The organism is Burkholderia arboris, from assembly GCF_038723655.1.
GTDB classification, from domain to species: Bacteria; Pseudomonadota; Gammaproteobacteria; order Burkholderiales; family Burkholderiaceae; genus Burkholderia; species Burkholderia arboris.
Map to the genome: position 1 here is coordinate 73,464 of NZ_CP109822.1, position 22,567 is coordinate 96,030.

The 22,567-nt window shown below is 68.9% G+C and carries 22 protein-coding genes; 9 read left to right on the forward strand and 13 right to left on the reverse strand.

Annotated elements, in window-relative coordinates:
• The first annotated feature begins 16 nt into the window (after positions 1–16).
• The 5 genes from OHZ10_RS17470 to OHZ10_RS17490 all read left to right on the forward strand — a co-directional run bounded on the left by OHZ10_RS17470 (position 17) and on the right by OHZ10_RS17490 (position 4,453).
• Positions 17–1,108: a hemin-degrading factor gene (locus tag OHZ10_RS17470; RefSeq protein WP_059240885.1), complete on the forward strand. Its 1,092-nt coding sequence runs from the start codon at positions 17–19 to the stop codon at positions 1,106–1,108.
• Positions 1,105–2,022: a heme/hemin ABC transporter substrate-binding protein gene (locus tag OHZ10_RS17475; protein ID WP_256087099.1), complete on the forward strand. Its 918-nt coding sequence runs from the start codon at positions 1,105–1,107 to the stop codon at positions 2,020–2,022. Before OHZ10_RS17470 ends, OHZ10_RS17475 begins: the two co-directional genes overlap by 4 nt.
• A 15-nt stretch (positions 2,023–2,037) precedes the next feature.
• A complete protein-coding gene (locus OHZ10_RS17480; protein ID WP_342705431.1) occupies positions 2,038–3,135 on the forward strand; it encodes an iron ABC transporter permease in 1,098 nt (365 codons plus the stop codon).
• Between the two features lie 19 nt (positions 3,136–3,154).
• A complete protein-coding gene (locus OHZ10_RS17485) occupies positions 3,155–3,976 on the forward strand; it encodes a heme ABC transporter ATP-binding protein (protein WP_342706014.1) in 822 nt (273 codons plus the stop codon).
• Positions 3,977–4,063: 87 nt separating this feature from the next.
• The gene (locus OHZ10_RS17490; RefSeq protein ID WP_174991592.1) at positions 4,064–4,453 is read left to right on the forward strand and encodes a VOC family protein; all 390 of its coding nucleotides are present in this window, start codon (positions 4,064–4,066) and stop codon (positions 4,451–4,453) included.
• Between the two features lie 31 nt (positions 4,454–4,484).
• Here the strand turns inward: OHZ10_RS17490 and OHZ10_RS17495 are convergent, their stop codons facing one another.
• Together OHZ10_RS17495 and OHZ10_RS17500 are read right to left on the reverse strand one after the other, a co-directional pair.
• Complete coding sequence (locus tag OHZ10_RS17495; RefSeq protein WP_256087096.1) at positions 4,485–5,096, reverse strand: trimeric intracellular cation channel family protein; 612 nt, start codon at positions 5,094–5,096, stop codon at positions 4,485–4,487.
• A gap of 8 nt (positions 5,097–5,104) precedes the next feature.
• The gene (locus tag OHZ10_RS17500; RefSeq protein WP_340625626.1) at positions 5,105–7,225 is read right to left on the reverse strand and encodes a PBP1A family penicillin-binding protein; all 2,121 of its coding nucleotides are present in this window, start codon (positions 7,223–7,225) and stop codon (positions 5,105–5,107) included.
• A 241-nt stretch (positions 7,226–7,466) separates the two neighbouring features.
• Here OHZ10_RS17500 and OHZ10_RS17505 point away from each other — a divergent pair, with 241 nt between their 5' ends.
• Positions 7,467–8,270, forward strand: a complete 804-nt coding sequence (locus tag OHZ10_RS17505) for an aminoglycoside phosphotransferase family protein (RefSeq protein WP_342705432.1) — start codon at positions 7,467–7,469, stop codon at positions 8,268–8,270.
• Between the two features lie 72 nt (positions 8,271–8,342).
• Here OHZ10_RS17505 and OHZ10_RS17510 read toward each other — a convergent pair whose 3' ends face one another.
• From OHZ10_RS17510 to OHZ10_RS17530, 5 genes are all read right to left on the reverse strand, one after another.
• A complete protein-coding gene (locus OHZ10_RS17510) occupies positions 8,343–9,179 on the reverse strand; it encodes a bifunctional allantoicase/(S)-ureidoglycine aminohydrolase (protein ID WP_059238674.1) in 837 nt (278 codons plus the stop codon).
• Positions 9,180–9,963: 784 nt separating this feature from the next.
• Positions 9,964–10,401: a hypothetical protein gene (locus OHZ10_RS17515; RefSeq protein WP_059238672.1), complete on the reverse strand. Its 438-nt coding sequence runs from the start codon at positions 10,399–10,401 to the stop codon at positions 9,964–9,966.
• A 378-nt stretch (positions 10,402–10,779) separates the two neighbouring features.
• On the reverse strand, positions 10,780–11,439 hold the full coding sequence (locus OHZ10_RS17520) for an isoprenylcysteine carboxylmethyltransferase family protein (RefSeq protein WP_342705433.1): 660 nt from the start codon (positions 11,437–11,439) through the stop codon (positions 10,780–10,782).
• Between the two features lie 156 nt (positions 11,440–11,595).
• Positions 11,596–11,760 (reverse strand): hypothetical protein, encoded by a 165-nt coding sequence (locus OHZ10_RS17525; RefSeq protein ID WP_174991595.1) that lies wholly within the window; start codon positions 11,758–11,760, stop codon positions 11,596–11,598.
• Between the two features lie 253 nt (positions 11,761–12,013).
• On the reverse strand, positions 12,014–12,433 hold the full coding sequence (locus OHZ10_RS17530; RefSeq protein WP_059238668.1) for an HIT family protein: 420 nt from the start codon (positions 12,431–12,433) through the stop codon (positions 12,014–12,016).
• Positions 12,434–12,722: 289 nt separating this feature from the next.
• Here OHZ10_RS17530 and OHZ10_RS17535 point away from each other — a divergent pair, with 289 nt between their 5' ends.
• Positions 12,723–13,892, forward strand: coding sequence for a YncE family protein (locus tag OHZ10_RS17535; RefSeq protein WP_174991597.1), 1,170 nt, complete (start codon positions 12,723–12,725; stop codon positions 13,890–13,892).
• A gap of 192 nt (positions 13,893–14,084) precedes the next feature.
• A complete protein-coding gene (locus OHZ10_RS17540; protein ID WP_342705434.1) occupies positions 14,085–15,497 on the forward strand; it encodes a serine hydrolase in 1,413 nt (470 codons plus the stop codon).
• 67 nt (positions 15,498–15,564) lie between these two features.
• Here the strand turns inward: OHZ10_RS17540 and OHZ10_RS17545 are convergent, their stop codons facing one another.
• The 6 genes from OHZ10_RS17545 to OHZ10_RS17570 all read right to left on the reverse strand — a co-directional run bounded on the left by OHZ10_RS17545 (position 15,565) and on the right by OHZ10_RS17570 (position 21,132).
• Positions 15,565–16,188 carry a glutathione S-transferase family protein gene (locus OHZ10_RS17545; RefSeq protein ID WP_059238665.1) on the reverse strand — a complete coding sequence of 208 codons (624 nt, stop codon included), beginning with the start codon at positions 16,186–16,188 and terminating at the stop codon, positions 15,565–15,567.
• 72 nt (positions 16,189–16,260) lie between these two features.
• On the reverse strand, positions 16,261–17,760 hold the full coding sequence (locus OHZ10_RS17550; protein WP_342705435.1) for a TIGR01777 family oxidoreductase: 1,500 nt from the start codon (positions 17,758–17,760) through the stop codon (positions 16,261–16,263).
• On the reverse strand, positions 17,757–18,626 hold the full coding sequence (locus OHZ10_RS17555; RefSeq protein ID WP_342705436.1) for a DUF393 domain-containing protein: 870 nt from the start codon (positions 18,624–18,626) through the stop codon (positions 17,757–17,759). The genes OHZ10_RS17550 and OHZ10_RS17555 overlap by 4 nt, the downstream gene beginning before the upstream one ends.
• 97 nt (positions 18,627–18,723) lie before the next feature.
• A complete protein-coding gene (locus OHZ10_RS17560) occupies positions 18,724–19,194 on the reverse strand; it encodes a DUF2269 family protein (RefSeq protein WP_059238660.1) in 471 nt (156 codons plus the stop codon).
• Entirely contained in the window at positions 19,191–20,510 is a 1,320-nt protein-coding gene (locus OHZ10_RS17565; protein WP_340625620.1) for an SDR family oxidoreductase, read from the reverse strand. The genes OHZ10_RS17560 and OHZ10_RS17565 overlap by 4 nt, the downstream gene beginning before the upstream one ends.
• Before the next feature lie 88 nt (positions 20,511–20,598).
• The gene (locus tag OHZ10_RS17570; RefSeq protein ID WP_006480371.1) at positions 20,599–21,132 is read right to left on the reverse strand and encodes a GbsR/MarR family transcriptional regulator; all 534 of its coding nucleotides are present in this window, start codon (positions 21,130–21,132) and stop codon (positions 20,599–20,601) included.
• Positions 21,133–21,292: 160 nt separating this feature from the next.
• Here OHZ10_RS17570 and fabV point away from each other — a divergent pair, with 160 nt between their 5' ends.
• Entirely contained in the window at positions 21,293–22,495 is a 1,203-nt protein-coding gene (gene fabV / locus OHZ10_RS17575) for an enoyl-ACP reductase FabV (protein WP_256087089.1), read from the forward strand.
• Positions 22,496–22,567: the final 72 nt, after the last annotated feature.

The following is a 22,567-nucleotide window of genomic DNA, read 5'->3' on the forward strand; positions in this document are numbered from 1 at the left end:
CTTGAAGGAGTCCGACATGATGCAATCCGCCCTTCCCGGTCAATCGGCCAGCCCGGCCCGTGCAGCCGCCGCGCTGCGCGACGCATTCGTCAAGCTCAAGACCGAGCGCCAGCTGCGCAACCGCGACGTCGCGCAGGCGCTCGGCGTCAGCGAAGGCGAGGCGCTCGCCGCGTTCGTCGGCGAGCACGTCGTGCGGCTCGACGCGCGTTTTCCGGCGATGTTCGAGGAAATGCCGCGCCTCGGCCGCGTGATGGCGCTCACGCGCAACGACACGGCCGTCCACGAGAAGGACGGCGAATATGCGCAAATGAGCCATGACGGCCCCGTCGGCCTCGCGCTCGGCGACATCGACCTGCGCATCTTCTACCGCCACTGGGTGTCGGCGTTCGCGGTGCGCGACGAGACCGCGCACGGCCCGCTGAAAAGCCTGCAATTCTTCGATGCGCAGGGCCATGCGATCCACAAGGTCTACCTGCGCGCGCACAGCGACCACGCGGCATACGATGCGTTCGTCGAACGCTGGCGCGCGCCGTCGCAGGAGCCCGGCCTCGAGGTCGCGCCCGCCGCGCCGAAAGCGCCCGAGCGCGCGGACACCGAGATCGACGTCGCGGGTTTCCGCGCCGCCTGGGACGCGATGACCGACACGCACCAGTTCTTCGGCCTCACACAGCGTTTCGGCGTGAGCCGCATGCAGGCGCTGCGCCTCGCCGATCCGCAATACGCGTATCCGGTCGAGACCGCGCATGCACTGCGCCACGTGCTCCAGCAGGCCGCACAAAGCGGACAGCCGATCATGGTGTTCGTCGGCAATGCGGGGATGATCCAGATCCACACCGGCCCCGTCGCGAACGTGCGCGAGGTCGGCGCGTGGATCAACGTGCTCGACCCCGGCTTCAACCTGCATGTGCGCGAGGACCTGATCGCGGCCGCGTGGGTCGTGAAGAAGCCGACGAGCGACGGCATCGTCACGTCGCTCGAACTGTTCGACCGGCAGGGCGACCACGTCGCGCTGCTGTTCGGCGAGCGCAAGCCCGGCAAGGTCGAACGCGACGACTGGCGTGCGCTCGTCGCGACGCTGCCGGCGGCCGCACGCGGGGACGCGCGATGAGCGCGCGGCCGTTCGATCCGCGCCGCCGCGCGGTGCTGGCAAGCGCGGCGGCCGGTGCGCTCGCGGGCGCGCTGCCCGGCAGCGCGCTCGCGCAAGTTGCGGCGGCCACCCCGAAGCGCGTGGTCGTGATCGGCGGCGCACTCGCGGAAACCGCGTTCGCGCTCGGCGGCGCCGAGACGCCGCGCTACCGGCTCGTCGGCGCCGACACGACCTGCACGTATCCGGACGCCGCGAAACGCCTGCCGAAGGTCGGCTACCAGCGCGCGCTGTCGGCCGAGGGGCTGCTGTCGCTGCGGCCCGATCTCGTCCTGGCATCGGCGGAAGCCGGCCCGCCCGCCGCGATCGCGCAGGTGAAAAGCGCGGGCGTCACGGTGACGACGTTCGACGAACGCCACGACGTCGAATCGGTGCGCGCGAAGATCGCCGGCATCGCGCAGGCGCTCGACGTCCGCGACGCCGGCACCGCGCTGCTGCAACGCTTCGATCGCGACTGGCAGGCCGCGCGTGACGCGGTCGCCGCGCGCGTGCCCGGCGGCGCGCAACCGCCGCGCGTGCTGTTCGTGCTGAACCATACCGGCAACCAGGCGCTCGTCGCCGGCCAGCGCACGGCTGCCGACGCGATGATCCGCTACGCGGGCGCGCGCAACGCGATGCAGGGCTTCGATCACTACAAGCCGCTGACGACCGAGGCGCTCGCGGTTGCCGCACCCGACGTCGTGCTGATCTCCGACGAAGGGCTCGCGGCCGTTGGCGGCCGCGCCGCGCTGCTGGCAACGCCCGGCTTCGGCGCGACGCCGGCCGGCCGCGCACAGCGTGTCGTATCGCTCGACGCGCTGTTCCTGCTCGGCTTCGGCCCGCGCCTGCCGCTTGCCGTCACGACCCTGCACCGGCGCCTGTCGGATGCGCTCGCCTGATTCCGGATTGCCTCGATGCCCGCTCACGCTTCGCCCTTCCCCGCGCCGTCGCCCGCTTCGCGCTCCGGCGCCGCGCGCGTCGGCACGTCGCGCCGCTTCGCGCCGTTCGCGCCGTTCGCGCTGGCCGCGCTCGCCGTGCTCGTGTGCGCGATGTCCGTCGTCGCACTGTGTGTTGGCGCGTACCGCATTCCGCTCGCGGAAGCCTGGGCCGCGCTGACCGGCGATGCCGCCGCGCAGCAGGCACGCGCGGTGCTGTTCGACATCCGCGCGCCGCGCGTCGTGCTCGCGCTGCTGGTCGGCGGCGGCTTCGGTGCAACCGGCGCCGCGATGCAGGCGCTGTTCCGCAATCCGCTCGCCGATCCGGGGCTCGTCGGCGTGTCGAGCGGCGCCGCACTCGGCGCGACGACGATGATCGTGCTCGGTCCCGCACTCTTTGCCGCGCACGCGAGCGCAGCCGCGCTGCCCGTCGCCGCCTTTGCAGGCGCGCTCGCGGTCGCGGCGCTCGTCTACCGGCTGGCCGCGTCGCGCGGCCGGCTCGCGCTGCCGCTGCTGCTGCTCGCCGGCATCGCGATCAATGCGCTGGTCGGCGCGGCGATCGGGCTGCTCACGTTCGTCGCCGACGACGCGCAACTGCGCTCGCTGACCTTCTGGAGCCTCGGCAGCCTCGGCGGCGCGCAATGGTCCGCGCTGGCGGCCGTGGCGCCGTGCGTCGCGATCGGCTGCGTGCTGCTCGCGCGCGAACGCGACGCGCTGAACGCGTTGCAGCTCGGCGAAACTGAAGCGCTGCATCTCGGTGTGCCGGTGCAGCGGCTGAAGCGGCGCGTGCTCGTGGCGGTCGCGCTTGCCGTCGGCGCACTGGTGTCATGCGCGGGCATCATCGGCTTCATCGGGCTCGTCGCACCGCATTGCGTGCGCCTCGCGTGCGGCCCCGACCAGCGCATCGTGCTGCCCGGCGCCGCACTGCTCGGCGCGTTGCTGACGCTCGCCGCCGATCTCGCCGCACGCACCGTCGCCGCTCCGGCCGAGATTCCGCTTGGCGTGCTGACCGCGCTGCTCGGCGCGCCGTTCTTCCTCGCGCTGCTGTGGAAGAACCGCGGCGCGCTCGGCGGGTAATCCTTTATTCATGACGATCATGCTGACTGTCCACCATCTCGACGTCGCGCGCCGCCACAACGCGATCCTGCGCGACCTGTCGCTGTCGATCGAACCCGGCCGCGTGACCGCGCTGCTCGGCCGCAACGGCGCGGGCAAGAGCACGCTGCTGAAGACCTTTGCCGGCGAACTGACCGGCAGCGTCGCGCCGAACGGCGTACGCGTGACGGGCGACGTCACGCTGAACGGCGAACCGCTCGCACGCATCGACGCACCGCGGCTCGCGTGCCTGCGCGCGGTGCTGCCGCAGGCCGCGCAGCCGGCCTTCCCGTTCAGCGTCGACGAAATCGTGCTGCTCGGCCGCTATCCGCACGCGCGGCGCAGCGGTGCGACGTCGCACCGCGATCGCGACATTGCGTGGCATGCGCTCGAACGCGCAGGCGCCGATGCGCTCGTCGGCCGCGACGTCACGACGCTGTCCGGCGGCGAACTCGCACGCGTGCAATTCGCTCGCGTGCTCGCGCAGCTGTGGCCGGACGACGACGCGCCGGAACGCGGCCCGCGCTACCTGTTGCTCGACGAACCGACCGCCGCGCTCGACCTCGCGCACCAGCATCGCCTGCTCGACACCGTGCGCGCGGTCGCGCGCGAATGGCAGCTCGGCGTGCTGGCGATCGTCCACGATCCGAACCTCGCCGCACGGCACGCCGATACGATCGCGATGCTCGCCGACGGCACGATCGTCGCGCATGGCACGCCGCACGACTTGATGACGCCTGCGCATATCGCGCAATGCTATGGATTCGCGGTGAAGATGGTGGAAACCGGCGACGGTGCGCCGCCGGTGATGGTGCCCGCGTAGCGCGGGATCGTTACCCGGCGCGATGCGCTGCCATCGTCCGCGACTGTCATTTGAGATCGTCCACACTGCCCCTTCGAGGAGACGCCCATGCCGCTTCCGATGACCCGCATCATCCTGTATGTCCAGAACGTCACGCTGCTGAAAACGTTCTACCAGCGGTATTTCGAGTTACCCGTCATCGAGGAAATCGACGGCGAATGGGTCGTGCTCGACGCGGGCGCGATTGAACTCGCGCTGCATCTGGCCGGCCCGGCGTTCCGCCATGCGACGGCGCCTGCGCCTGCAAGCGCAAAAGCGGACACCAGCAACGTGAAACTCGTATTCAGGATCGACGCCGGTATCGACGCGCATCGCGACCGGCTCGCCCGCGACGGGGTGACCGTGCGCGATCTCAAGCGCTTCGACGGCTTCCCGTACGCGATGTACGACGGCATCGATCCGGAAGGAAACGTCTTTCAGGTGATGCAGCCGGACTGAACGCCGGCGCGGCGCGCGTGGCCGCGCGCGCTCAACGCTCGACGTCCGCCGCGCCGAAGGTCCGCATCTTCCAGCCCAGCTGCACCGCGAGCATCCGCATCGAGAAACCGGCGGCCAGTGCGACGATCGTCGCGAAACCCGCGTCGATGCCCAGATGCTGCATCCCGACATACAGCGTGCCCGTGACGAACGCGACACTCGCATAGAGCTCCTCGCGCAGGATCAGCGGCATCTCGTTGCACAGCAGGTCGCGCAGCATCCCGCCGCCGACGCCCGTGATCGCGCCGGCCAGCACGACGATGATCGGCGCGATGCCGGTCGACGCACCGATGTCGCAGCCGATGATCGTGAATGCCGCGAGGCCGATCGCATCGACGGTGACGAACAGCGTTTTCATCCGCGCGACGTGCCGTGCCGCCCACGACGCGACGGTCGCCGCGACCAGCGTGATCACCAGGTATTCCGGATGCGCGATCCAGCCGAGCGGATAGTGGCCGAGCAGCACGTCGCGCACGGTGCCGCCGCCGAGCGCCGTCACCGCGCCGACGAGCGCGAGCCCGAAGCGGTCCATTCCGCGGCGCATGCCCATCAGCGCCCCCGACATCGCTTCCGCGACGATCGCAATCAGATAAAGCGTATGCATGGTGTGCGTCAGTCGTCGGTCCGGAACAGGTCGAGCACGCGTTCGCGCTCGGCCGCATCGACCGCGGCAGGCATCGGTTCGTCGCGCCGGCCGCGGTCGGCCTGCGCATCCGGCGCATCGGTTGCCAGCGCACCGCCGCACGCAAAGCGGCTGCGGATATAGGCCGGCACGTCGGACGTGCACGTGCCGCGCGTGTATTCGGCGTAGACGAAATCGCCGTCGACGAGCGCGACGTCCTGCGGTGGCGTCGCATCGACCGGCGTGCGCCCGTCCACGGCCGTCTTCATGTAGTCGAGCCAGACCGGCAGCGCCAGCGTCGCGCCGGTTGCGCGCCCCATCGGGCGCGGCGTGTCGTAGCCGAGCCACGCGACCGCGACGATGCCCGACGAGTAGCCGGCGAACCACACGTCCTTCGATCCGTTCGACGTCCCCGTCTTGCCGGCCGCGTCGTCGCGGCGCAGCGCGAGCGCGCCGCGCGCGGTGCCGGCCCGCACGACGTCGCGCAGCATGCTGTCCATCACGAACGCATTGCGCGCCGACACGACCCGCTCGCCCGACGGTGCGGTCGCCTCGTACATCGCGCCGCCGTGACGCTGCTTCACCGACAGGATCAGCCGCGGCTCCATCCGCGTGCCGCCGTTCGCGAACACGCTGTAGGCGCTCGCGAGTTCGAGCGGCGTCACGGCGCCCGCGCCGAGTGCGAGCGGCAGCGACGCCGGATTGCGCTGCGCGTCGAAGCCGAAGTGCACCGCGTGCTGCTGCACGTAGCGGGCGTCGGTGGCCTGCATCAGGCTGACCGCGACCAGGTTCTTCGAGCGCACGAGCCCGCGCCGCACCGGAATGAAGCCCTCGTAACGATTGCCGAAATTGCGCGGACGCCACGGCCGCGCGCCGGTTTCCTCGTGCGTGAGCGTGCGCTGCGTATCGTCGACGAGCACGCCGGGGAAGTAGCCCTTCTCCAGCGCCGCCGAATAGACGAACGGCTTGAAGCTCGACCCCGGCTGGCGATACGCCTGCAGCGCATGGTCGAACACGTTGCGATTGAAATCCGCGCCGCCGACGAGCGCGAGCATGTCGCCGGTGGCCGCATCGAGCGACACGAGCGCGCCTTCGAGCCCGTTGCGCGCATCGCGCTTCGCGCGCGGCTGCCGGCTCAGCGTCCGGTCGAGCGAGGCTTCGGCCGCGCGCTGGTCGCGCATCGAGATCGTCGTCGTCACGTCGAGGCCGAGCGTGTACGCGTCGTCATGAAACCGCTCGACCATCATCCGGCGTGCGCGCTCGGCGACGTACGGCGCCGCGACGATCCCGGGCGGCGGCGTGGTCGCCAGCGCGATCGGCGCGTCGACGGCCGCGCGATAGGTCGCGTCGTCGAGCTGGCCCAGCGCATGCATGCGGCCGAGCACGTAGTTGCGCCGCGCGGTCGCGCGCGACGGATTCACGACCGGGTTGAACGCGGACGGCGCCTTCGGCAGCCCCGCGAGCACCGCCGCTTCACCCGCGCTCAGCGCGTCGAGCGGCTTGCCGAAATACACGTTCGCGGCGGCCGCGAAGCCGTACGCGCGCTCGCCCAGGTAGATCTCGTTCATGTACAGCTCGAGCAGCTTGTCCTTGCTGTATTCGCGTTCGAGCTTGGCGGCCATCAGGATCTCGGCAAGCTTGCGGCTCAGCACCTTGTCGCGCGTCAGGTAGAAGTTGCGCGCGACCTGCATCGTGATCGTGCTGCCGCCCTGCCCCGGCTGCCCGGTCACGACGTTCGCGAACGTCGCGCGCGCGAGGCCGCCGATATCGACCGCGCCGTGCTCGTAGAACTTCGCATCCTCGGCCGCGAGCAGCGCGTGCCGCATCAGCGGCGGGATGCGTTCGAGCGGCACGAACTCGCGCCGCTCGACGCCGTATTCGGCAAGCAGGTCGCCGTCGCGCGAGAAAATCCGCAACGGCAGCGCGGGACGATAGACGGCCAGGTGTTCGACGGACGGCAGTTGCGTCCAGATGCGATCGATCGTCCATGCGCCGATGCCGGCGCACGCGAGCGTCAGGCCCAGCAGCGCGCCCGCGAGCGTGCGCCACACGCGGCGGCGGCGCGGCGGCGGCGCGGGTTGCGGTGGCGGATTGGCGATGTGGTCGGTCATGTCGGGCTCCTTCTTCAGTGCCCGCGCCGGCCGGCGCAAGATGGGCGCCGACCGGTCACGGAAGGCGCGCATTGTCGAAGGGATAGCCCGAAACCGGAACATTCTTTAGCCAAAGTTTGGCTGGCTAAATTTTATTTAGGAAAGCGCGCCGGGGGCCATTCGCGCCGCATGCGCGGGCCTGCGGCATGTCGTCGCGGCAAGGCGCGCGGCGCGCGATCCGGTTCGCTTGTACCATCGTGTGATGTTCGATCGATACCTCGACCTGTGGGGCCTCGCTCCCGACGGCTGCCCGATCCTGACCGCCAGCGGCGGCCTGTTACCCGTCGTGTGGCATGCGCGGCCCGCGATGCTGAAAGTCGCCACGTGCGACGAAGAACGGCGCGGCAATGCACTGATGGCCTGGTGGAACGGGCAAGGCGCCGCACAGGTGTGGCAGCACGACGTCGATGCGATCCTGCTCGAACGTGCGCAGCCGGCACCGTCGCTGGCCGCGTTGTCGGCATCGGGCCACGACGACGACACGATGCGCATCGCGTGCGGCGTCGTCGCGCGGCTGCATGCGCATCGTGCGCCGCAGCCGCCTGCGCAGATCGTGCCGCTTCATGACTGGTTCCGTGCCCTGCTGACGAATGACGCGGACCATAACGTGCTGCGCCGCTCGGCCGCAATCGCGCGCCAGTTGCTGGCCGAAGCCGCTTCGCCCGTCGACGATGTCGTCCTGCATGGCGACATCCATCACGGCAACCTCCTGCATTTCGGCGATCGCGGCTGGCTCGCGATCGACCCGAAAGGGCTACGCGGCGAGCGCACGTTCGACTACGCAAACCTGTTCTGCAATCCCGTGCACGACATCGCGGTCGATCCCGCGCGTTTCGGGCGGCGCGTCGCGCTCGTGGCCGATGCCGCGCAACTCGACCGGCAACGGCTGCTGCAGTGGATTCTCGCGTGGTCCGGTTTGTCGGCCGTGTGGTTGATGGAGGACGGCCTGCTGCCCGATACGCGGCTGCAAGTCGCGACGCTGGCCGCGGCGGCACTCGGCCTGTAGCGAAACGCATCGCCCATGAAAAAAGCCCGCCGGCATGCACCGGCGGGCTTTCGTGTCCGACTTGCGCGGCGCTCAGCGCGCCGGGTTCAGCAACAGGTTCATGTGACGGTTCACGTCTTTGTACAGCAGGTAGCGGAAGCGGCCAGGGCCACCCGAGTAGCATGCCTGCGGGCAGAACGCGCGCAGCCACATGAAATCGCCCGCTTCGACCTCGACCCAGTCCTGGTTCAGGCGATAGACGGCCTTGCCTTCCAGCACGTACAGGCCGTGCTCCATCACGTGCGTTTCCGCGAACGGGATCACGCCGCCCGGCTCGAACGTCACGATGTTCACGTGCATGTCGTGGCGCATGTCGCTCATGTCGACGAAGCGCGTCGTGACCCATGCGCCGTTGGTGCCCGGCATCGGGATCGGCTCGACGTCCTGCTCGTTGGTCACGAACGCTTCCGGCAGCGGAATGCCGTCGACGGCCTGGTAGTGCTTGCGCACCCAGTGGAAGCGCACCGCGGCATCGCTGACGTTGTGCAGCGTCCAGTCCGCGCCCGGCGGAATGAATGCGTAGCCGCCCGGCTTCAGCGTGTGCTTGTTGCCCTGCAGCGTCAGCTCGGCTTCGCCTTCGACGACGAACAGCACGGCTTCGGCGTTCTTGTCCTGCTCGGGCTTGTCGCTGCCGCCGCCCGGATTCACTTCGACGATGTACTGCGAGAAGGTTTCCGCGAAACCCGACAGCGGGCGGGCGATCACCCACAGGCGCGTGTTCGTCCAGAACGGCAGCCAGCTCGTGACGATGTCGCGCATCACACCCTTCGGGATCACCGCGTACGCCTCGGTGAACATCGCGCGATCGGTCAGCAGATCCGTCTGCGGCGGGTGGCCGCCATGCGGCGCGTAATACGTTGTCTTAGACATATTGCATCCAGGCAATGGGTTGGTCCGGCCCCTGGCGCAAACGGCATCGGGCGGTTCGCACGCGCGTGGGGCACGCATGCGGCGGCGGGACATCGTTGCCGGGGTGGCTTGAAAGCGCATGCGCCTTCGTTCGGTCGGCCAGGCTTCGCGTCGGGTCCGTCCGGTTGATCGGACGCGGCGGCCCAGGTTGCTGGGTCCGGTGGCCGGGCCGCGGCGCTCGCGATCATGCGGCGAGGCGCGGCGGGCGGCACGGTCGACTCCGTACGCGGGCATCGTTGACGATAGCGAAGTCGATCACGATCGACCAATTAAATGTTGCGATGATATCCATTCGATTTCCCACTACCCGCCGGCGCCCGCGATGCGCGGTGACGGGGCGTTGCGCAGCGTGCTGGCTATCAGGGAAATCCTGACTGCGGCGGAGGGGCCGCAACCCGTCCGGTCATGCGAAGCGAGGGAACGGAGATGGGCTCGCGGCGCGGATCGCTGCGTCGCAGTTGTCAGGCCGGAACGGGCCGCTGAACGATTCGTGATGACGCGTGCTGACGCTGTGCCGGCGCGTTCAAGCGTGGCAGGCCAAGTCGCCGAGAAACGGGGAAACAGCGCGGGAGAGTGATTGCCGGCCCGTGGATCGGGCGCATGGCAGCGGCTGATGAAGCCGGAGGGGGTCGCCGGCCAGGCCGGCGATGACGGCCCGGCAGGCCGCCGGGCCGAATCTCGCGTCGGGTGCCGACGCCGTGGCGCGCCGGTGCGCATGGCGCGCACCGTGCCGCGCCAGCGGCGATCAGTCCCAGTCGCGGTGATGACGATGCTTGCGGTGGCGATAGCCGCGGTCGCCGTGATCGCGCTCGTACGAGTTGCGCGACATGTTGCCGCCGAGTGCCGCGCCGGCGCCGCCGCCGACTGCCGCGCCCAGCAGGCCGCCCGTGCGGCCGCCCATCGCGTTGCCTGCCGCGGTACCTGCGCCGCCGCCGAGTGCGCCGCCGATGATCGCGCCGGTGCGCTCGTGACGGTTCGACGTCACCGCTCCACCCGCGCCGCCGCCGATGGCGCCGCCGATTACCGAGCCCGTGCTGCCGCCGAGCGCGCCGCCGACTGCTGCGCCGGCTACCCCGCCGAGCGCGCCGCCAAGCGCATTGTTCATGTCACCTGCCAGAGCCGGCAGCGCAGTCGCGCCGGTCAGCGCGGCGACGACGAGAGCGGGGGCGATTTTCTTCCACATTCCCGTATTCTTCCTTGTTCGCAATCTGGTTATTGAAGGTCCGCCCGGTACGACGATCTGAATCGATCGACGTCGGGTGAGGCATTGTGCCGGACCGCGGACCAATTCATTTCAATGAGCTTGCGGCGAAGAATAGCACCGGTCCCGCTTCCTTGCCGTGGACATTCTGGTAACAAGTTGTTTACGAATAGAGGCGGTCGAACGGGCATCCCGAAATCGGCTGAAACCCGCGCCGGCATTGGCTCCGGCAAGGGTCCGGCCGCGCACGGCGACCGGCCGGCCATGCGCGGCGCCGCACGTTTGAGACACACGTGGCAACACATCGGGCACGCGTCGTGAGCGGGCGGCCGGGCGACGGTCGGGGGAAGATTGACGGGGTCAGTACAGGCCGGGCAGCAACCGCCACGTCCGCGCGCAATACGCGTCGTATTCGGCGCCGAATTGCGAACGCAGCAGCGCCTCCTCCGAGCGGATGCGCGCGACGAGCGGCACCAGCATCAGCACGACCAGCAGCACGCCAACGCCCGAGCGGAACGCCAGCGCCCAGCCGACCGAATTGACGAGCAGGCCAAGGTAGCTCGGATTGCGGATGCGGCGGTAGATGCCGTCGGTCACGAGCGTATGGCCCGGCTGGATCGCGACGAGCCCGCTGAAGCGCTTGCCGAGCACGAACACCGGCCAGATCCGCAGCGCGCCGCCCGCGATGTACAGCACGACGCCGATCCAGCGCACCGTGTCGCCGCCGAAGGTCCAGACATCGAGCCGGTCGGTCAGCGCAGGCAGGTACGCGAGCAGGAACCCGCTCACCGCGAATGCGGCGAGCACCCAGCGGTTGTCGCGACTCTCGCGCTCGCCGCTGCTCAGGTTGCCTTCGGTGAACAGTGCGGCGACGGCCATCACGAGCGTCGCGATCACGACGACGGTCAGCTGGGGATGCGAGAAAAACACCGCGAACCCACCGCTGCCGAGTACGGCGAGCCCGAGATAGACGAGCGTGGAGACGCCCGACAGGACTGCGACCTTGCGGGTGACGGTCATGACGGCCTCGTGGGGATGCGCTTTCCTGTGAAGTATAGGAAGCGCGCACACGAAACGCCGTGCGTCGCCGTCATGCGGTGCGCGAATCCGCGCGAATCGTCCGGCGAAAGGCGGCGAACCAGGCCGGGGCGGCCGGGGCTCGCGCGCGGTGCCGGATCAGCGGATGCGGATGTTGCCGCCGATCCCGACGCTGACGGGCGGCGCGTAGTACGCGGGCGCATAGCCGTAGTAGGCCGGCGCGGGCGCGTAGCCGTACGGCGGCGCGACGTAGCAGCCGGACAGGCCGCCGATCAGGGCAAGCGTGATGAGAAGTCTGGACATGGCTCGGTTCCCGGCGCGAAAGACGAATGGCACCTCGCGAAGGCCGCGCCGCCGCACCAGGCGGTGGCCGGCACGAAGAGGCGATCCGCCCTTCCTGTCGCTCGATGATGCAATGCGCGGAGTCTAGCGCCGGGCCTGGCCGGCCGAGTTTCGCCAGCCGTTACACGTGTTACCTCGCATGACCGCTGAAACAACCGGTGGCGGCGCGGCGGCCGGCCGGCGGGCCGTTGCCGCGCCGCCCGCAATCGTCCCGTTACACGAAACGGGCGCGAATGCGCTGCGCGAGCGTTTCGAGCGTCGCCGCGTCGGCGATCTCGCGCGCATGCATCCGCAACTCGGCGCCTTCCCAGCGCGGGATCACGTGGAAGTGCACGTGCGGAACCGTCTGGCCGGCCGCTGCGCCGTTGAACTGGCCGATGAACACGCCGTCCGGCTCGAGCGCCGCGCGCACCGCCGCCGCGACGCGCTGCGTCATGCGGATGCCAGCCGCGGCCGCGTCGCCGGACAGCTCGAAGATCTGCGCGGCCGGCTCCTTCGGGATCACGAGCACGTGACCGTCGGCCTGCGGCATGAGATCCATGATCGCGAGCGTCGCGTCGTCTTCGGCGACCTTCACGCACGGCAGTTCGCCGCGCAGGATTTTCGCGAACGGGTTGTTGTTGTCATAGGACATGGCGTTTTCCGATATCGGTTGAACAGTGGGACCGCGAGAGCAATGCCGGACGATTATCGACCGATGGCGGGCCGGATTTCAACTTGTCAGGCCTTGGCGCCAGCGCGGCGAACAATGAACGGCGGCTCGCCTTCGACGTGTGTTGCCGGATGGAATATCCGGCCGTCGCCATCCGTTTATTTCGAGTGCGGGTTCGCGCGGCAAGCTGGCGAACCCGCACCGGACACCCGTCGGCTGCGCAGGCCGGCAGCCGGGATGACTGATCGCGATCATCAACCGGAGTCATGCCATGGACCCTCTTCCCTCCTGTCGTTCGCCCGCCCCGACCGTCTTCACCGCTCATCCGCCGCGCTTCGCGCACGCCTGTCGCACGATGGCGCGCACGCTATGCCGGGCAGCTTGCGGCGCCGGGCTCATCGCGTTGTCGTCGGCTTTCGCGTGGGCCGGCGACGACGTCATCCTGCCGATTTCATCGGTCACCGCATCGACCGTGCCCGCCAACGGCGACGTCAATCCGTACGGCATCGCGTTCGTGCCGCGTGGCGTGCCGTCGTGGAGCACGCTGAAACCGGGCGACGTCGTCGTGTCCAACTTCAACGCGGCGTCGAACGCGCAAGGCACCGGCACGACGATCGTGAAACTGTCGCCCGGCCAACCGCCGGCGACGTTCTTCCAGGGTCGCAATCTCGGCCTGACGACCGCGCTCGCGGTGCTGCGCAGCGGTTTCGTGCTGGTCGGCAACGTCCCTGCGCCGGACGGCAAGACCGTGGTCGCGCCGGGCTCGCTGCTCGTCATCAATCCGCAAGGCGGCCTCGTCACGCAACTCGTCAGCGCCGCGCTGCTCGACGGGCCGTGGGACATGACCGTGATCGATCGCGGCCAGCGCGTCACGGCGTTCGTGTCGAACGTGCTGAACGGGACGGTCGCGCGGATCGACCTGTCGATCGGCAACGACGGCGTCGCGATGCTGCCGAGCTCGCGCATCATCGCGTCGGGCTATGTGAACCGGACCGATCCCAGCGCGCTCGTCGTCGGCCCGACCGGTCTCGCGTACGACCCGAACATCGACGTGCTGTATGTCGCGTCCACCGGCGACAACGCGGTGTTCGCGATCCAGAACGCCGCGTCGACGAACCGTAACGGCGGCGTCGGACGGATGATCTACTTCGACGCGGCGCACCTGCACGGGCCGCTCGCGCTGGCGCTCGCGCCGAACGGCCATCTCGTGACCGCCAACGGCGACGCGGTCAATCCCGACCCGCTGCATCCGAGCGAGATCGTCGAATTCACGGTGAACGGCCGCTTCATCGCGCAAATGCAGGTCGATACCGCACCGGGGTCGGCATTCGGCCTGGCGTTCGGGCAAGGCAGCAAAGGCCAGCCGCAGTTCGCGGCCGTCGACGACAACACGAACACCGCGACGGTCTGGACGCTGCGTCCGGACAGCAACATGCAGTGAGCGTGACCTGAACGGGCCGCGCGCGGCCCGTTCGCCCCCGCTACGACCGACACAACCGATTCGCACACGCCGGGCAACATACGCCCGACCGACGCCGTCCGGCGTCGCCCGCCCCGCCATTGCCACCGCTCGCCCGAACCTGCGACACTGCCGGTTCCTGGCCTGCCTGCAGACAACCGAGGACGCTCGCGCATGACGATTCCCTTCAAGAAGCTGATGCTGCGCGGTGTCGCGCTCGCGCTCGCCGCCGCGGTCGGCTATGCCGGCTACATGCTGTCCCGGCTCGCGCCGATCGCGACCGGCTACGCGGCGAAGGCGCTGTGCTCCGGCGTGTTCGTGTCGGGCCGCCCGGCCGCGTCCGTGATCGACGTCGACATCATGGCCGGCGTCCATCCGCTGCTGAAACTGGTGCGCCCGTCGATCGATCCCGATCACCACCGCGCGACGGCGACCTTCGCCGGTTTCGCCGAGCGCGAAGCCGACTTCCGGCCCGGGCTCGGCTGCACGCTCGTGCCCGGGGCGTCGCCCGGCGCGACGTCGACCGCCCTGCCCGCCGCGCTGCCGCCGCTTCCCGATCCGCCGCCCGGCCAGCCTGCATCAGTCACCCCGCCTGCCGGCATCGACGCGCACAAGCTGCAGACCGCGCTCGACCGCGCGTTCGACGAACCCGATCCGGCACGGCCGCGGCGCACGCGTGCGATCGTCGTGATGTGGCGCGGCCAAGTGATCGCCGAACGCTACGCGCCCGGCTTCACGGCCGACACGCCTTTGCCCGGCTGGTCGATGACGAAGACCGTGACGGCCGCGCTGGTCGGCACGCTCGTCGCTCAGCACAAGCTGTCGCCCGACGCGGCGGCGCTGCTGCCCGAATGGCGCGGCGCCGGCGATCCGCGTGCGGCCATCACGCTCGACGCGTTGCTGCGGATGACGAGCGGCCTGCAGTTCAACGAGGACTACGACGACCCGCTGTCCGACGTCGCCGTGATGCTGTTCACTCAGCCCGACATGGCACGGTTCGCGTCGGCGAAACCGCTCATCGCGACGCCCGGCACGCAGTGGTACTACTCGAGCGGCACGAGCGCGATCGTCGCGCGCGTGATGCACGAAGCGCTCGGCGGCAGCGAGAACGACTACCTCGCGTATCCGCGCCGCGCGCTGTTCGCGCCGCTCGGGATGCGCAGCGCGGTGTTCGAGCCCGATGCGTCCGGCACGCTCGTCGCGCCGTCGTACCTGTATGCGAACGCGCGCGACTGGGCGCGCTTCGGCCAGCTTCTGCTGCAGGACGGGATGTGGAACGGGCAGCGGCTGCTGCCCGAAGGCTGGGTGCGCTACCTGACGCGCGCGACACCACAGTCGGCGCGGCAGGAGTTCGGCGCGCAGCTGTGGGTCAAGGTGCCGGAGCCGTTCAACGATCGCGATCCGCAGGCGCCCGCGATGCCGGCCGACGCGTTTCATGCGGTCGGCCATGAAGGTCAGTTCGTGAGCGTGGTGCCGAGCCGTCAGCTGGTGGTCGTGCGGCTCGGGCTGTCGCGGCCGGAATCCGCGTGGAATCACGAGGCGTTTCTCGCGCGCGTGCTCGATGCGGTGCCGGCGCCGGGTGCATGAGCCGATGAATCAGGCGTAAGGCGGCAGCGATTGCAACACTGCCGCTTCACGCGCTACCTGCCTTGCATTACGGATTCGCGCTGCCCGCGTATTGCTTGAAACCTTCGCGCGTCGCCAGACGTTCGATGTAGCGCGACACGGCCGGCAGATCCGGATGCTCGAACGGCGTGCCGAACCAGCGGTTGACGGACAGGCCGATCGGAATGTCCGCGAGCGTGAAGGTGTTGCCGGCCACGTACGCGCCCGTCTTTTCGAGCTGCGCATTCAGCACGTGCATGTGCTTCGTCCAGCCCGCGATCGACTGCGCGATGCCGTCCGGATGCTGGTGATCGGGCGATTTGCGCACGAGGCCGAGAAACGCGCCGACCCACGAGCGGTTCAGGTCCGCACCCTGCCAGTCGATCCACTGGTCGACCCGCGCGCGCGCCTGCGGCTCGGCCGGATACAGCGCGTCGCCGCCGTAGCGGTTCGCGAGGTAGCGGATGATCGTGTTCGATTCCCAGAGCACGAAGTCGTCGTCCTTGATGACGGGCACGAGCGCGTTCGGATTCAGCGCGAGATAGGCCGGATCGTTGGTCGTGCGGAAGCCCGCGCCCCAGTCTTCCTGTTCGAACGGCAGGTTCAGTTCGGTGCACAGCCACAGCACCTTGCGGACGTTGATGGACGGGATCTTGCCGAGGATGTGCAGCATGCAGTCTCCTTGTGAGGTCGGATGCGGAGCATTCGGGGCGTACGACACGCCCCGAACGCGTTCACGCCGAATTTATACACGACCTCGCGGCAAACGGCAGGCCGTGTGTGCGAAATCGGTGTGCGGCCGGTTCGTCAGGTCGCGCAGCGCGTGCTCGACCGTTGGAAAGCGGAACATGAAGCCGTCCTGATGCAGCCGCGCCGGCATCACGCGCTGCCCGTCCAGCAGCAGCTCGGCCATCTCGCCCATCGCGACGCGCAGCGGCGCCCCCGGCACATGCAGCATCGCGGGGCGGCGCAGCACCTTCGTCACGACCTGCACGAACTCGCGCTGGGTCACCGGCACCGGTGCGACCGCATTGTAGACGCCGTGCATGCCCGCGTTCGACATCGCACGCGCAACGATCCGCAGCACGTCGTCGCGGTGAATCCAGCTCATCACCTGCGCGCCGTCGCCGAATCGCCCGCCCATCCCGAAGTAGTGCGGCAGCAGCATCGGTCGCAACGCGCCGCCGGGGCCGAACACGACGCCCAGCCGCAGCACCACCGTGCGCACGCCGTGACGCTCGAGCGGCTGCGCGGCCTGCTCCCACTGCCGGCACAGATCCGACATGAAGCCCGTGCCGGCGCTGCTGCCTTCGTCGAGCCGTTCGTCGCCCGGCCGCACGCCGTAATAACCGATCGCGGACGCCTGGATCCACGTGCGCGGCTTGACCTCGGCGCGCTCGACCCAGCGCATCAGCGACTGCGTGACGCCGACGCGGCTCGCGAGCAGCACCGCCTGCCGACGCTTGCTCCAGCGTGCGCCCAGCACCGGCGCGCCCGCGAGATTGATGACCGTGTCGAAACGCTCGTGCGGCTGCAGCTGTTCGGCGGACGTCACGCTGCGCACGCGGCCGTGAAACAGGTAGGCCGCGCGCAGCGGATCGCGCGCCAGCAACGTGACGGTATGCCCCGCATCGAGCAGCTGGTTCACGAGAATTTCGCCGATGAAGCCGGTCCCGCCGGTCGCGAGCACGTTGCCGGGCGGCTGCCCCGCGAACGGGTTGGCGGCCGGCGCGCGGTGCGCGATGCGGCACGCGGCGATCCCGTCGCGAATGCCCGACACCGTCACGCCGACGGCAAACAGGCTGAGCAGCCAGCCGCGCCAGCCGAGATCGATCGGCTGCAGCGCGGTGGGTTCGTGCGCCCAAACGGCCAGTTGCATCGCGATCATCCCGAACAGCGCGCCGCCGTTGACGGCCAGCAGCGTGTGCAGCACGCGCTCGGTCGCCGGCAGCTTGCGGCTTTGGTCCTCGACGACGAAATCCCACAACGTCAGCACCACTTCGACGAGCACGACCGCCGCGAGCGCCGCGACCCACGCGCCGTGAAACGCGACGTTCGCGATCGATGCGAACACGAGGCCGTACAGTACCGACCGCACCGCGTGAATCGCCAGCTCGAGCCGCGCGCGCGGGCTGTGCGGCAGGTCCTGCGTGAGTTCATGGTGATAAAGCGTATCGAATGCGCCCATCGCGCCCTGCACGATCAGCAGGTTGAGCGCCCAGTCGTAAGCAGGCAAGGTGTTCATACCGTATCCCTCCTCCACAGCCAGACAAGCGGCGGCACCATCGCGACGAGCGCGGCAACGTCGATCGCCACGTGGCCCCACACATGCGCCTGCCACGACAACAGCATGTCCTGCGGCGCCCAGATCAACAGGCCGGCCAGCAGCCAGCCCCACACTTCCCGTTTCCGCAACCGGTTGCCGAGATGGACGAGCGCGAGCATCCAGACCGACGCGCACTGCACCGTCGCGCCGATCAGCGACATCCACCAGATCTGCTGGGCACGCGCGGCTTCGGGTGCCGCTCCCGCCCGGAAATGCAGTTCGATCCCCCGGTGATACGCGTCGAGCCACGGCGTACCGGCCACCCACGGCACGACTGCGCCGGCCAGCAGGTGCACGATCGCTACCGCCACCATCCAGTTCACGACGATGCGGCGCAGGGTGTCGCGCGCAGGGTGGCCTGCTTCCCGGCTTTCGGCGGGCTCGCCGGTACCGCACACTGCGTCGTCGCAGCACGCTTCGGCGCGATACCCGAGCCAGCGCGAAACAGCGTGCCGGTTGCGCGCGAAGCGGCGATACAGCGGCGCAAGCGCAGCGCGCAGCGCCGGCACGCGCAGCAGCCAGACGAGCCAGCGACGCCCGGCCAGCGCATGGGCGGCCAGGATGCTGTCGACGCCGGTCAGCATGCGTCCGTCAGGCAGGCGCGCATGCAGCTCGCGATTCAGCGCGTGCAGGTCGACGCCCAGCGGCGCCGGGTCGAAGCCCGGCCTGGCGATATCGACGAACGCCAGTTGATGCCGCGCGTCGCGGGCCCCGAGACGCCGAATTTCCGCGACGCATAACGGACACCGCCCGTCGAAGTAAAGAACCAATTCACTTGAGTTCATGCTTTGCACTCCTTCTTGTTTTCGCAAGCATCATGAATCGATCGGTTGACTGCATTCCGGTGCTGGTAACCGCCGCTCGCGCACGGCGGCGACAGACTCACATCGGCTTGACCACCATCAGGAAGTAGACGGTCAGCATCGCGAAGAACGCCGGATAACCGAGCAGTTCCCAGCGCTTCGCGTAGCGCCAGTAGCGCTCCGGCAACGCGGCGTCGCCATTCGCGTGCGCGAGCTTTGCCATCGATGCAAGTTCGAGCTGCAGCCATACGACCGGCAGCCAGCACGCACCGGCGACCGCATACAGCACGATCGACGCGAGCAGCCATGGCGTGTGCCACGGCCAGCCGGCCGTATGCGCGAGCCATAGCCCGGACGCCGGCTGGAAGATCACGGCCGGCGTCGTGAACCACCAGTCCGCGCGCACCACGAGCCGCGACACGGCCGCGATCGCGGGCACCGAGCGCGTGCGGTTCGCGAAGAACAGGTAGAACGCGGTGCCGAACCCCGTGCCGACCAGCAGCACCGAGGACAGGATGTGAAGCGCCTTGATGACGAGATAGGTATTCATGCTCGTTCTTCTTCTGAATAAAGGATCAACAGGATGGCGAGAATCGGCACGTTCTTGAGCACGGGGCCGAACGGTTCGGCCAGCAGGCCGGGCATCGTGACCGCGATGACGGTCGAATACGCGACGATCAGCACGGCTTGCGCGGCCCACAGGCGCCGCGAAGGCGCGGCGACGGACGCGATGCCGAACGCGAAGTCCAGCGCACTGGCCGCATAGAGCGCAATCAGCGCGGGCAGCCCCGTCAGGTGCGCAGGTGCGAGCAGCGCGAGGCTCGCGTGCAGCGGATGGATGAATGCGCTGGCGATCGCCGTCCAGATCCACACGATCGCGAGCGCGCCCCGCAGCAACGGGCGCCGCCACATCGCGAGCGCGTCGCGGCGCAGCGCGGCGGCGTCCGCACCGATGAAGCTGCCGATGCCGCGCGGCGGCCGGCCCAGTACGGCCGCGGCGGCCGCCGGATCGCCGGTGTTCCCGCCGCGCAGCATCGTCCACGTGTCGCGCGTCAGCATCGCGCCCGGCAACGCGCCGGACAGCACGGCCGCCGCGCCGACCAGCGGGCCCGGCAGCATCACGCGGGCAGCCGGCGGAAAGCCCAGCGCGGCACGGTAACTCGCCAGCATCTCGCGGTATTCGACTTCGTCGTTGCCGACCACGTCGATCACCCGGCTGCCGGCCGCCTGCGCGTCGCCGGGTTGCACGACGAGCCGCGCGACGACTTCAGCGAGATCGTCGACATGCACGGGACGCAGCCGTTGATGGCCGCCGGCCGGCAGCATCTGCACGGGCAGGCTCGCGAGCATCCGGAAAAACCGCGCCGACGCGCCATCCACGCCGTAGACGAGTGCGGGCCGCACGATCCGGCAATCGATCGGCAACGTCTGCAGGAAGCGGTCGGCCGCGTGCTTGCTCGCGAAGTACCGCGTATCGCCGCGCTCGACGCCCAGTGCCGAGATCTGGATCACGCGCCGCACGCCGGCGCGGCAGCACGCGGTAAAAAGCGCGCACGGCGCGGCGCGATGCACGGCGTCGAGCGTCGCGCCGCGTCGATCGGCAAGGATGCCGACCGCATTGATCACCACATCGACGCCTGCCAGCCGCGCCAGCCACGCTTGCGGATCGACATCCTTCGCGAAGTCGATCGCGACGTCGCACGGCCCGGCAGCGTGACGCACGCCGCGCAGCACGCGATGGCCGCCGGCTTCGAGCTGCGCGCACAGCGCCCGCCCGATGAAGCCGTTCGCGCCGCAGACGAGAACGGTCATGCTGCGCGCGCCGGTGCGATCGTGCTGGCAGGTCGACGGCAGGACTACGTTCATTTTCATCCTCTATTTACAGTTATTTCTGTACAGACAGAAATAACAACCCCGAAAAAAGCGGGCTGTCCGCCCGCACTGCCGTTACCGCTTACTTCGACGGCTTGCGCCTGACCGTCTGGCTGATCTTCGCGCCGATGCCGAGCGCCTTCATCAGCGTATCGGGCTTGAGCCGCAGCATCTCGTCCGACCAGGTCGTGAGCGTCTCGACGAACTGCAGCGTGTCGCGGATGCGCTGTTCGGTCTCGCGGCTCTCGTTCGCGATCTCCGGATTCGTCAGGCAGTCGCGCAGCACCGTAAGCGTCGGCTCGATCTCGCGCTGCCGCCGCCCTTCGACGATCAGCTTGAACAACTCCCAGATGTCGGTCGACGTCTCGAAGTGGTCGCGGCGGTCGCCCAGCACGTGCACGACCTTCGCGAGGCGCCACGCCTGCAGTTCCTTCAGGCTCGTGCTGACGTTGGAGCGCGCGACGTTGAGCGTCTCGGCGATCTCGTCGGCCGCGACCGGCCGGCCAGCCAGGTAGAGCAGCGCGTGAATCTGCGAGACGGTACGGTTGACGCCCCACCGCGAGCCCATTTCGCCCCAGTGGAGAATGAATCGTTCGGCTATCGGTGTGAGTTCCATGTCGGCAAATTTATTCATTTCAGTTATTTCTGTCAAGAGAGAAATAACCGGATGATCCGGCACCGTCCGGCCGCGCCCGCCCGCGATCGGCCGCATCCATTACAATGCGCGGGATTTTTCCGATTTCAGGCCGTTTCTGCCTTTCTGACAAGAGGTTTCCATGATCATCAAACCGCGCGTGCGTGGCTTCATCTGCGTGACGACTCATCCCGTCGGCTGCGAAGCCAACGTCAAGGAACAGATCGACTACGTGACTTCGCACGGCCCGATCGCCAACGGCCCGAAAAAGGTGCTCGTGATCGGCGCATCGACCGGCTACGGCCTCGCCGCCCGGATCTCGGCCGCATTCGGCTCGGGCGCGGACACGCTCGGCGTGTTCTTCGAGCGCCCCGGCAGCGAAACGAAGCCCGGCACGGCCGGCTGGTACAACAGCGCCGCGTTCGAGAAATTCGCCGCCGAAAAGGGCGTCTATGCGCGCAGCATCAACGGCGACGCATTCTCCGACCACGTCAAGCAGGTCACGATCGACACCATCAGGCAGGATCTCGGCAAGGTCGACCTGGTCGTCTACAGCCTCGCGGCCCCGCGCCGCACGCATCCGAAGACCGGCGAAACCATCAGCTCGACGCTCAAGCCGATCGGCAAGGCCGTCACGTTCCGCGGTCTCGACACCGACAAGGAAGTGATCCGCGAGGTCGCGCTCGAACCGGCGACGCAGGAAGAGATCGACGGCACCGTCGCCGTGATGGGCGGCGAGGACTGGCAGATGTGGATCGACGCGCTGGCTGAAGCCGGCGTGCTGGCCGACGGCGCGAAGACCACCGCGTTCACGTACCTCGGCGAGCAGATCACGCACGACATCTACTGGAACGGCTCGATCGGCGAAGCGAAGAAGGATCTCGACAAGAAGGTGCTGTCGATCCGCGACAAGCTGGCCGCGCACGGCGGCGACGCTCGCGTGTCGGTGCTGAAGGCCGTCGTCACGCAGGCCAGCTCGGCGATCCCGATGATGCCGCTGTACCTGTCGCTGCTGTTCAAGGTGATGAAGGAAACCGGTACGCACGAAGGCTGCATCGAGCAGGTGTACGGGCTCCTGAAGGACAGCCTGTACGGCACGACGCCGCACACCGACGAAGAAGGCCGCCTGCGCGCCGACTACAAGGAACTCGATCCGCAGGTGCAGTCGAAGGTCGTCGCGATGTGGGACCACGTGACGAACGAGAACCTTTACGAGATGACCGATTTCGCCGGCTACAAGACCGAATTCCTGCGATTGTTCGGCTTCGAGATCGCCGGTGTCGACTACGACGCGGACGTGAACCCGGACGTGAAGATCCCGGGCATCATCGACACGACGGTCTGACGGGCCGGCCCGCCGCCGCGCCCCGGAGCGCAGGCGGCGGGTCGAACCTGCGCGTTTTTCCCCTGAAGCAGC

Coding starts and splice junctions, on each gene's coding strand:
- OHZ10_RS17470 (WP_059240885.1), top strand. CDS start 17: ATGATGCAATCCGCCCTTCCCGGTCAATCGGCCAGCCCGGCCCGTGCA.
- OHZ10_RS17475 (WP_256087099.1), top strand. CDS start 1,105: ATGAGCGCGCGGCCGTTCGATCCGCGCCGCCGCGCGGTGCTGGCAAGC.
- OHZ10_RS17480 (WP_342705431.1), top strand. CDS start 2,038: ATGCCCGCTCACGCTTCGCCCTTCCCCGCGCCGTCGCCCGCTTCGCGC.
- OHZ10_RS17485 (WP_342706014.1), top strand. CDS start 3,155: ATGCTGACTGTCCACCATCTCGACGTCGCGCGCCGCCACAACGCGATC.
- OHZ10_RS17490 (WP_174991592.1), top strand. CDS start 4,064: ATGCCGCTTCCGATGACCCGCATCATCCTGTATGTCCAGAACGTCACG.
- OHZ10_RS17495 (WP_256087096.1), bottom strand. CDS start 5,096: ATGCATACGCTTTATCTGATTGCGATCGTCGCGGAAGCGATGTCGGGG.
- OHZ10_RS17500 (WP_340625626.1), bottom strand. CDS start 7,225: ATGACCGACCACATCGCCAATCCGCCACCGCAACCCGCGCCGCCGCCG.
- OHZ10_RS17505 (WP_342705432.1), top strand. CDS start 7,467: ATGTTCGATCGATACCTCGACCTGTGGGGCCTCGCTCCCGACGGCTGC.
- OHZ10_RS17510 (WP_059238674.1), bottom strand. CDS start 9,179: ATGTCTAAGACAACGTATTACGCGCCGCATGGCGGCCACCCGCCGCAG.
- OHZ10_RS17515 (WP_059238672.1), bottom strand. CDS start 10,401: ATGTGGAAGAAAATCGCCCCCGCTCTCGTCGTCGCCGCGCTGACCGGC.
- OHZ10_RS17520 (WP_342705433.1), bottom strand. CDS start 11,439: ATGACCGTCACCCGCAAGGTCGCAGTCCTGTCGGGCGTCTCCACGCTC.
- OHZ10_RS17525 (WP_174991595.1), bottom strand. CDS start 11,760: ATGTCCAGACTTCTCATCACGCTTGCCCTGATCGGCGGCCTGTCCGGC.
- OHZ10_RS17530 (WP_059238668.1), bottom strand. CDS start 12,433: ATGTCCTATGACAACAACAACCCGTTCGCGAAAATCCTGCGCGGCGAA.
- OHZ10_RS17535 (WP_174991597.1), top strand. CDS start 12,723: ATGGACCCTCTTCCCTCCTGTCGTTCGCCCGCCCCGACCGTCTTCACC.
- OHZ10_RS17540 (WP_342705434.1), top strand. CDS start 14,085: ATGACGATTCCCTTCAAGAAGCTGATGCTGCGCGGTGTCGCGCTCGCG.
- OHZ10_RS17545 (WP_059238665.1), bottom strand. CDS start 16,188: ATGCTGCACATCCTCGGCAAGATCCCGTCCATCAACGTCCGCAAGGTG.
- OHZ10_RS17550 (WP_342705435.1), bottom strand. CDS start 17,760: ATGAACACCTTGCCTGCTTACGACTGGGCGCTCAACCTGCTGATCGTG.
- OHZ10_RS17555 (WP_342705436.1), bottom strand. CDS start 18,626: ATGAACTCAAGTGAATTGGTTCTTTACTTCGACGGGCGGTGTCCGTTA.
- OHZ10_RS17560 (WP_059238660.1), bottom strand. CDS start 19,194: ATGAATACCTATCTCGTCATCAAGGCGCTTCACATCCTGTCCTCGGTG.
- OHZ10_RS17565 (WP_340625620.1), bottom strand. CDS start 20,510: ATGAACGTAGTCCTGCCGTCGACCTGCCAGCACGATCGCACCGGCGCG.
- OHZ10_RS17570 (WP_006480371.1), bottom strand. CDS start 21,132: ATGGAACTCACACCGATAGCCGAACGATTCATTCTCCACTGGGGCGAA.
- fabV (WP_256087089.1), top strand. CDS start 21,293: ATGATCATCAAACCGCGCGTGCGTGGCTTCATCTGCGTGACGACTCAT.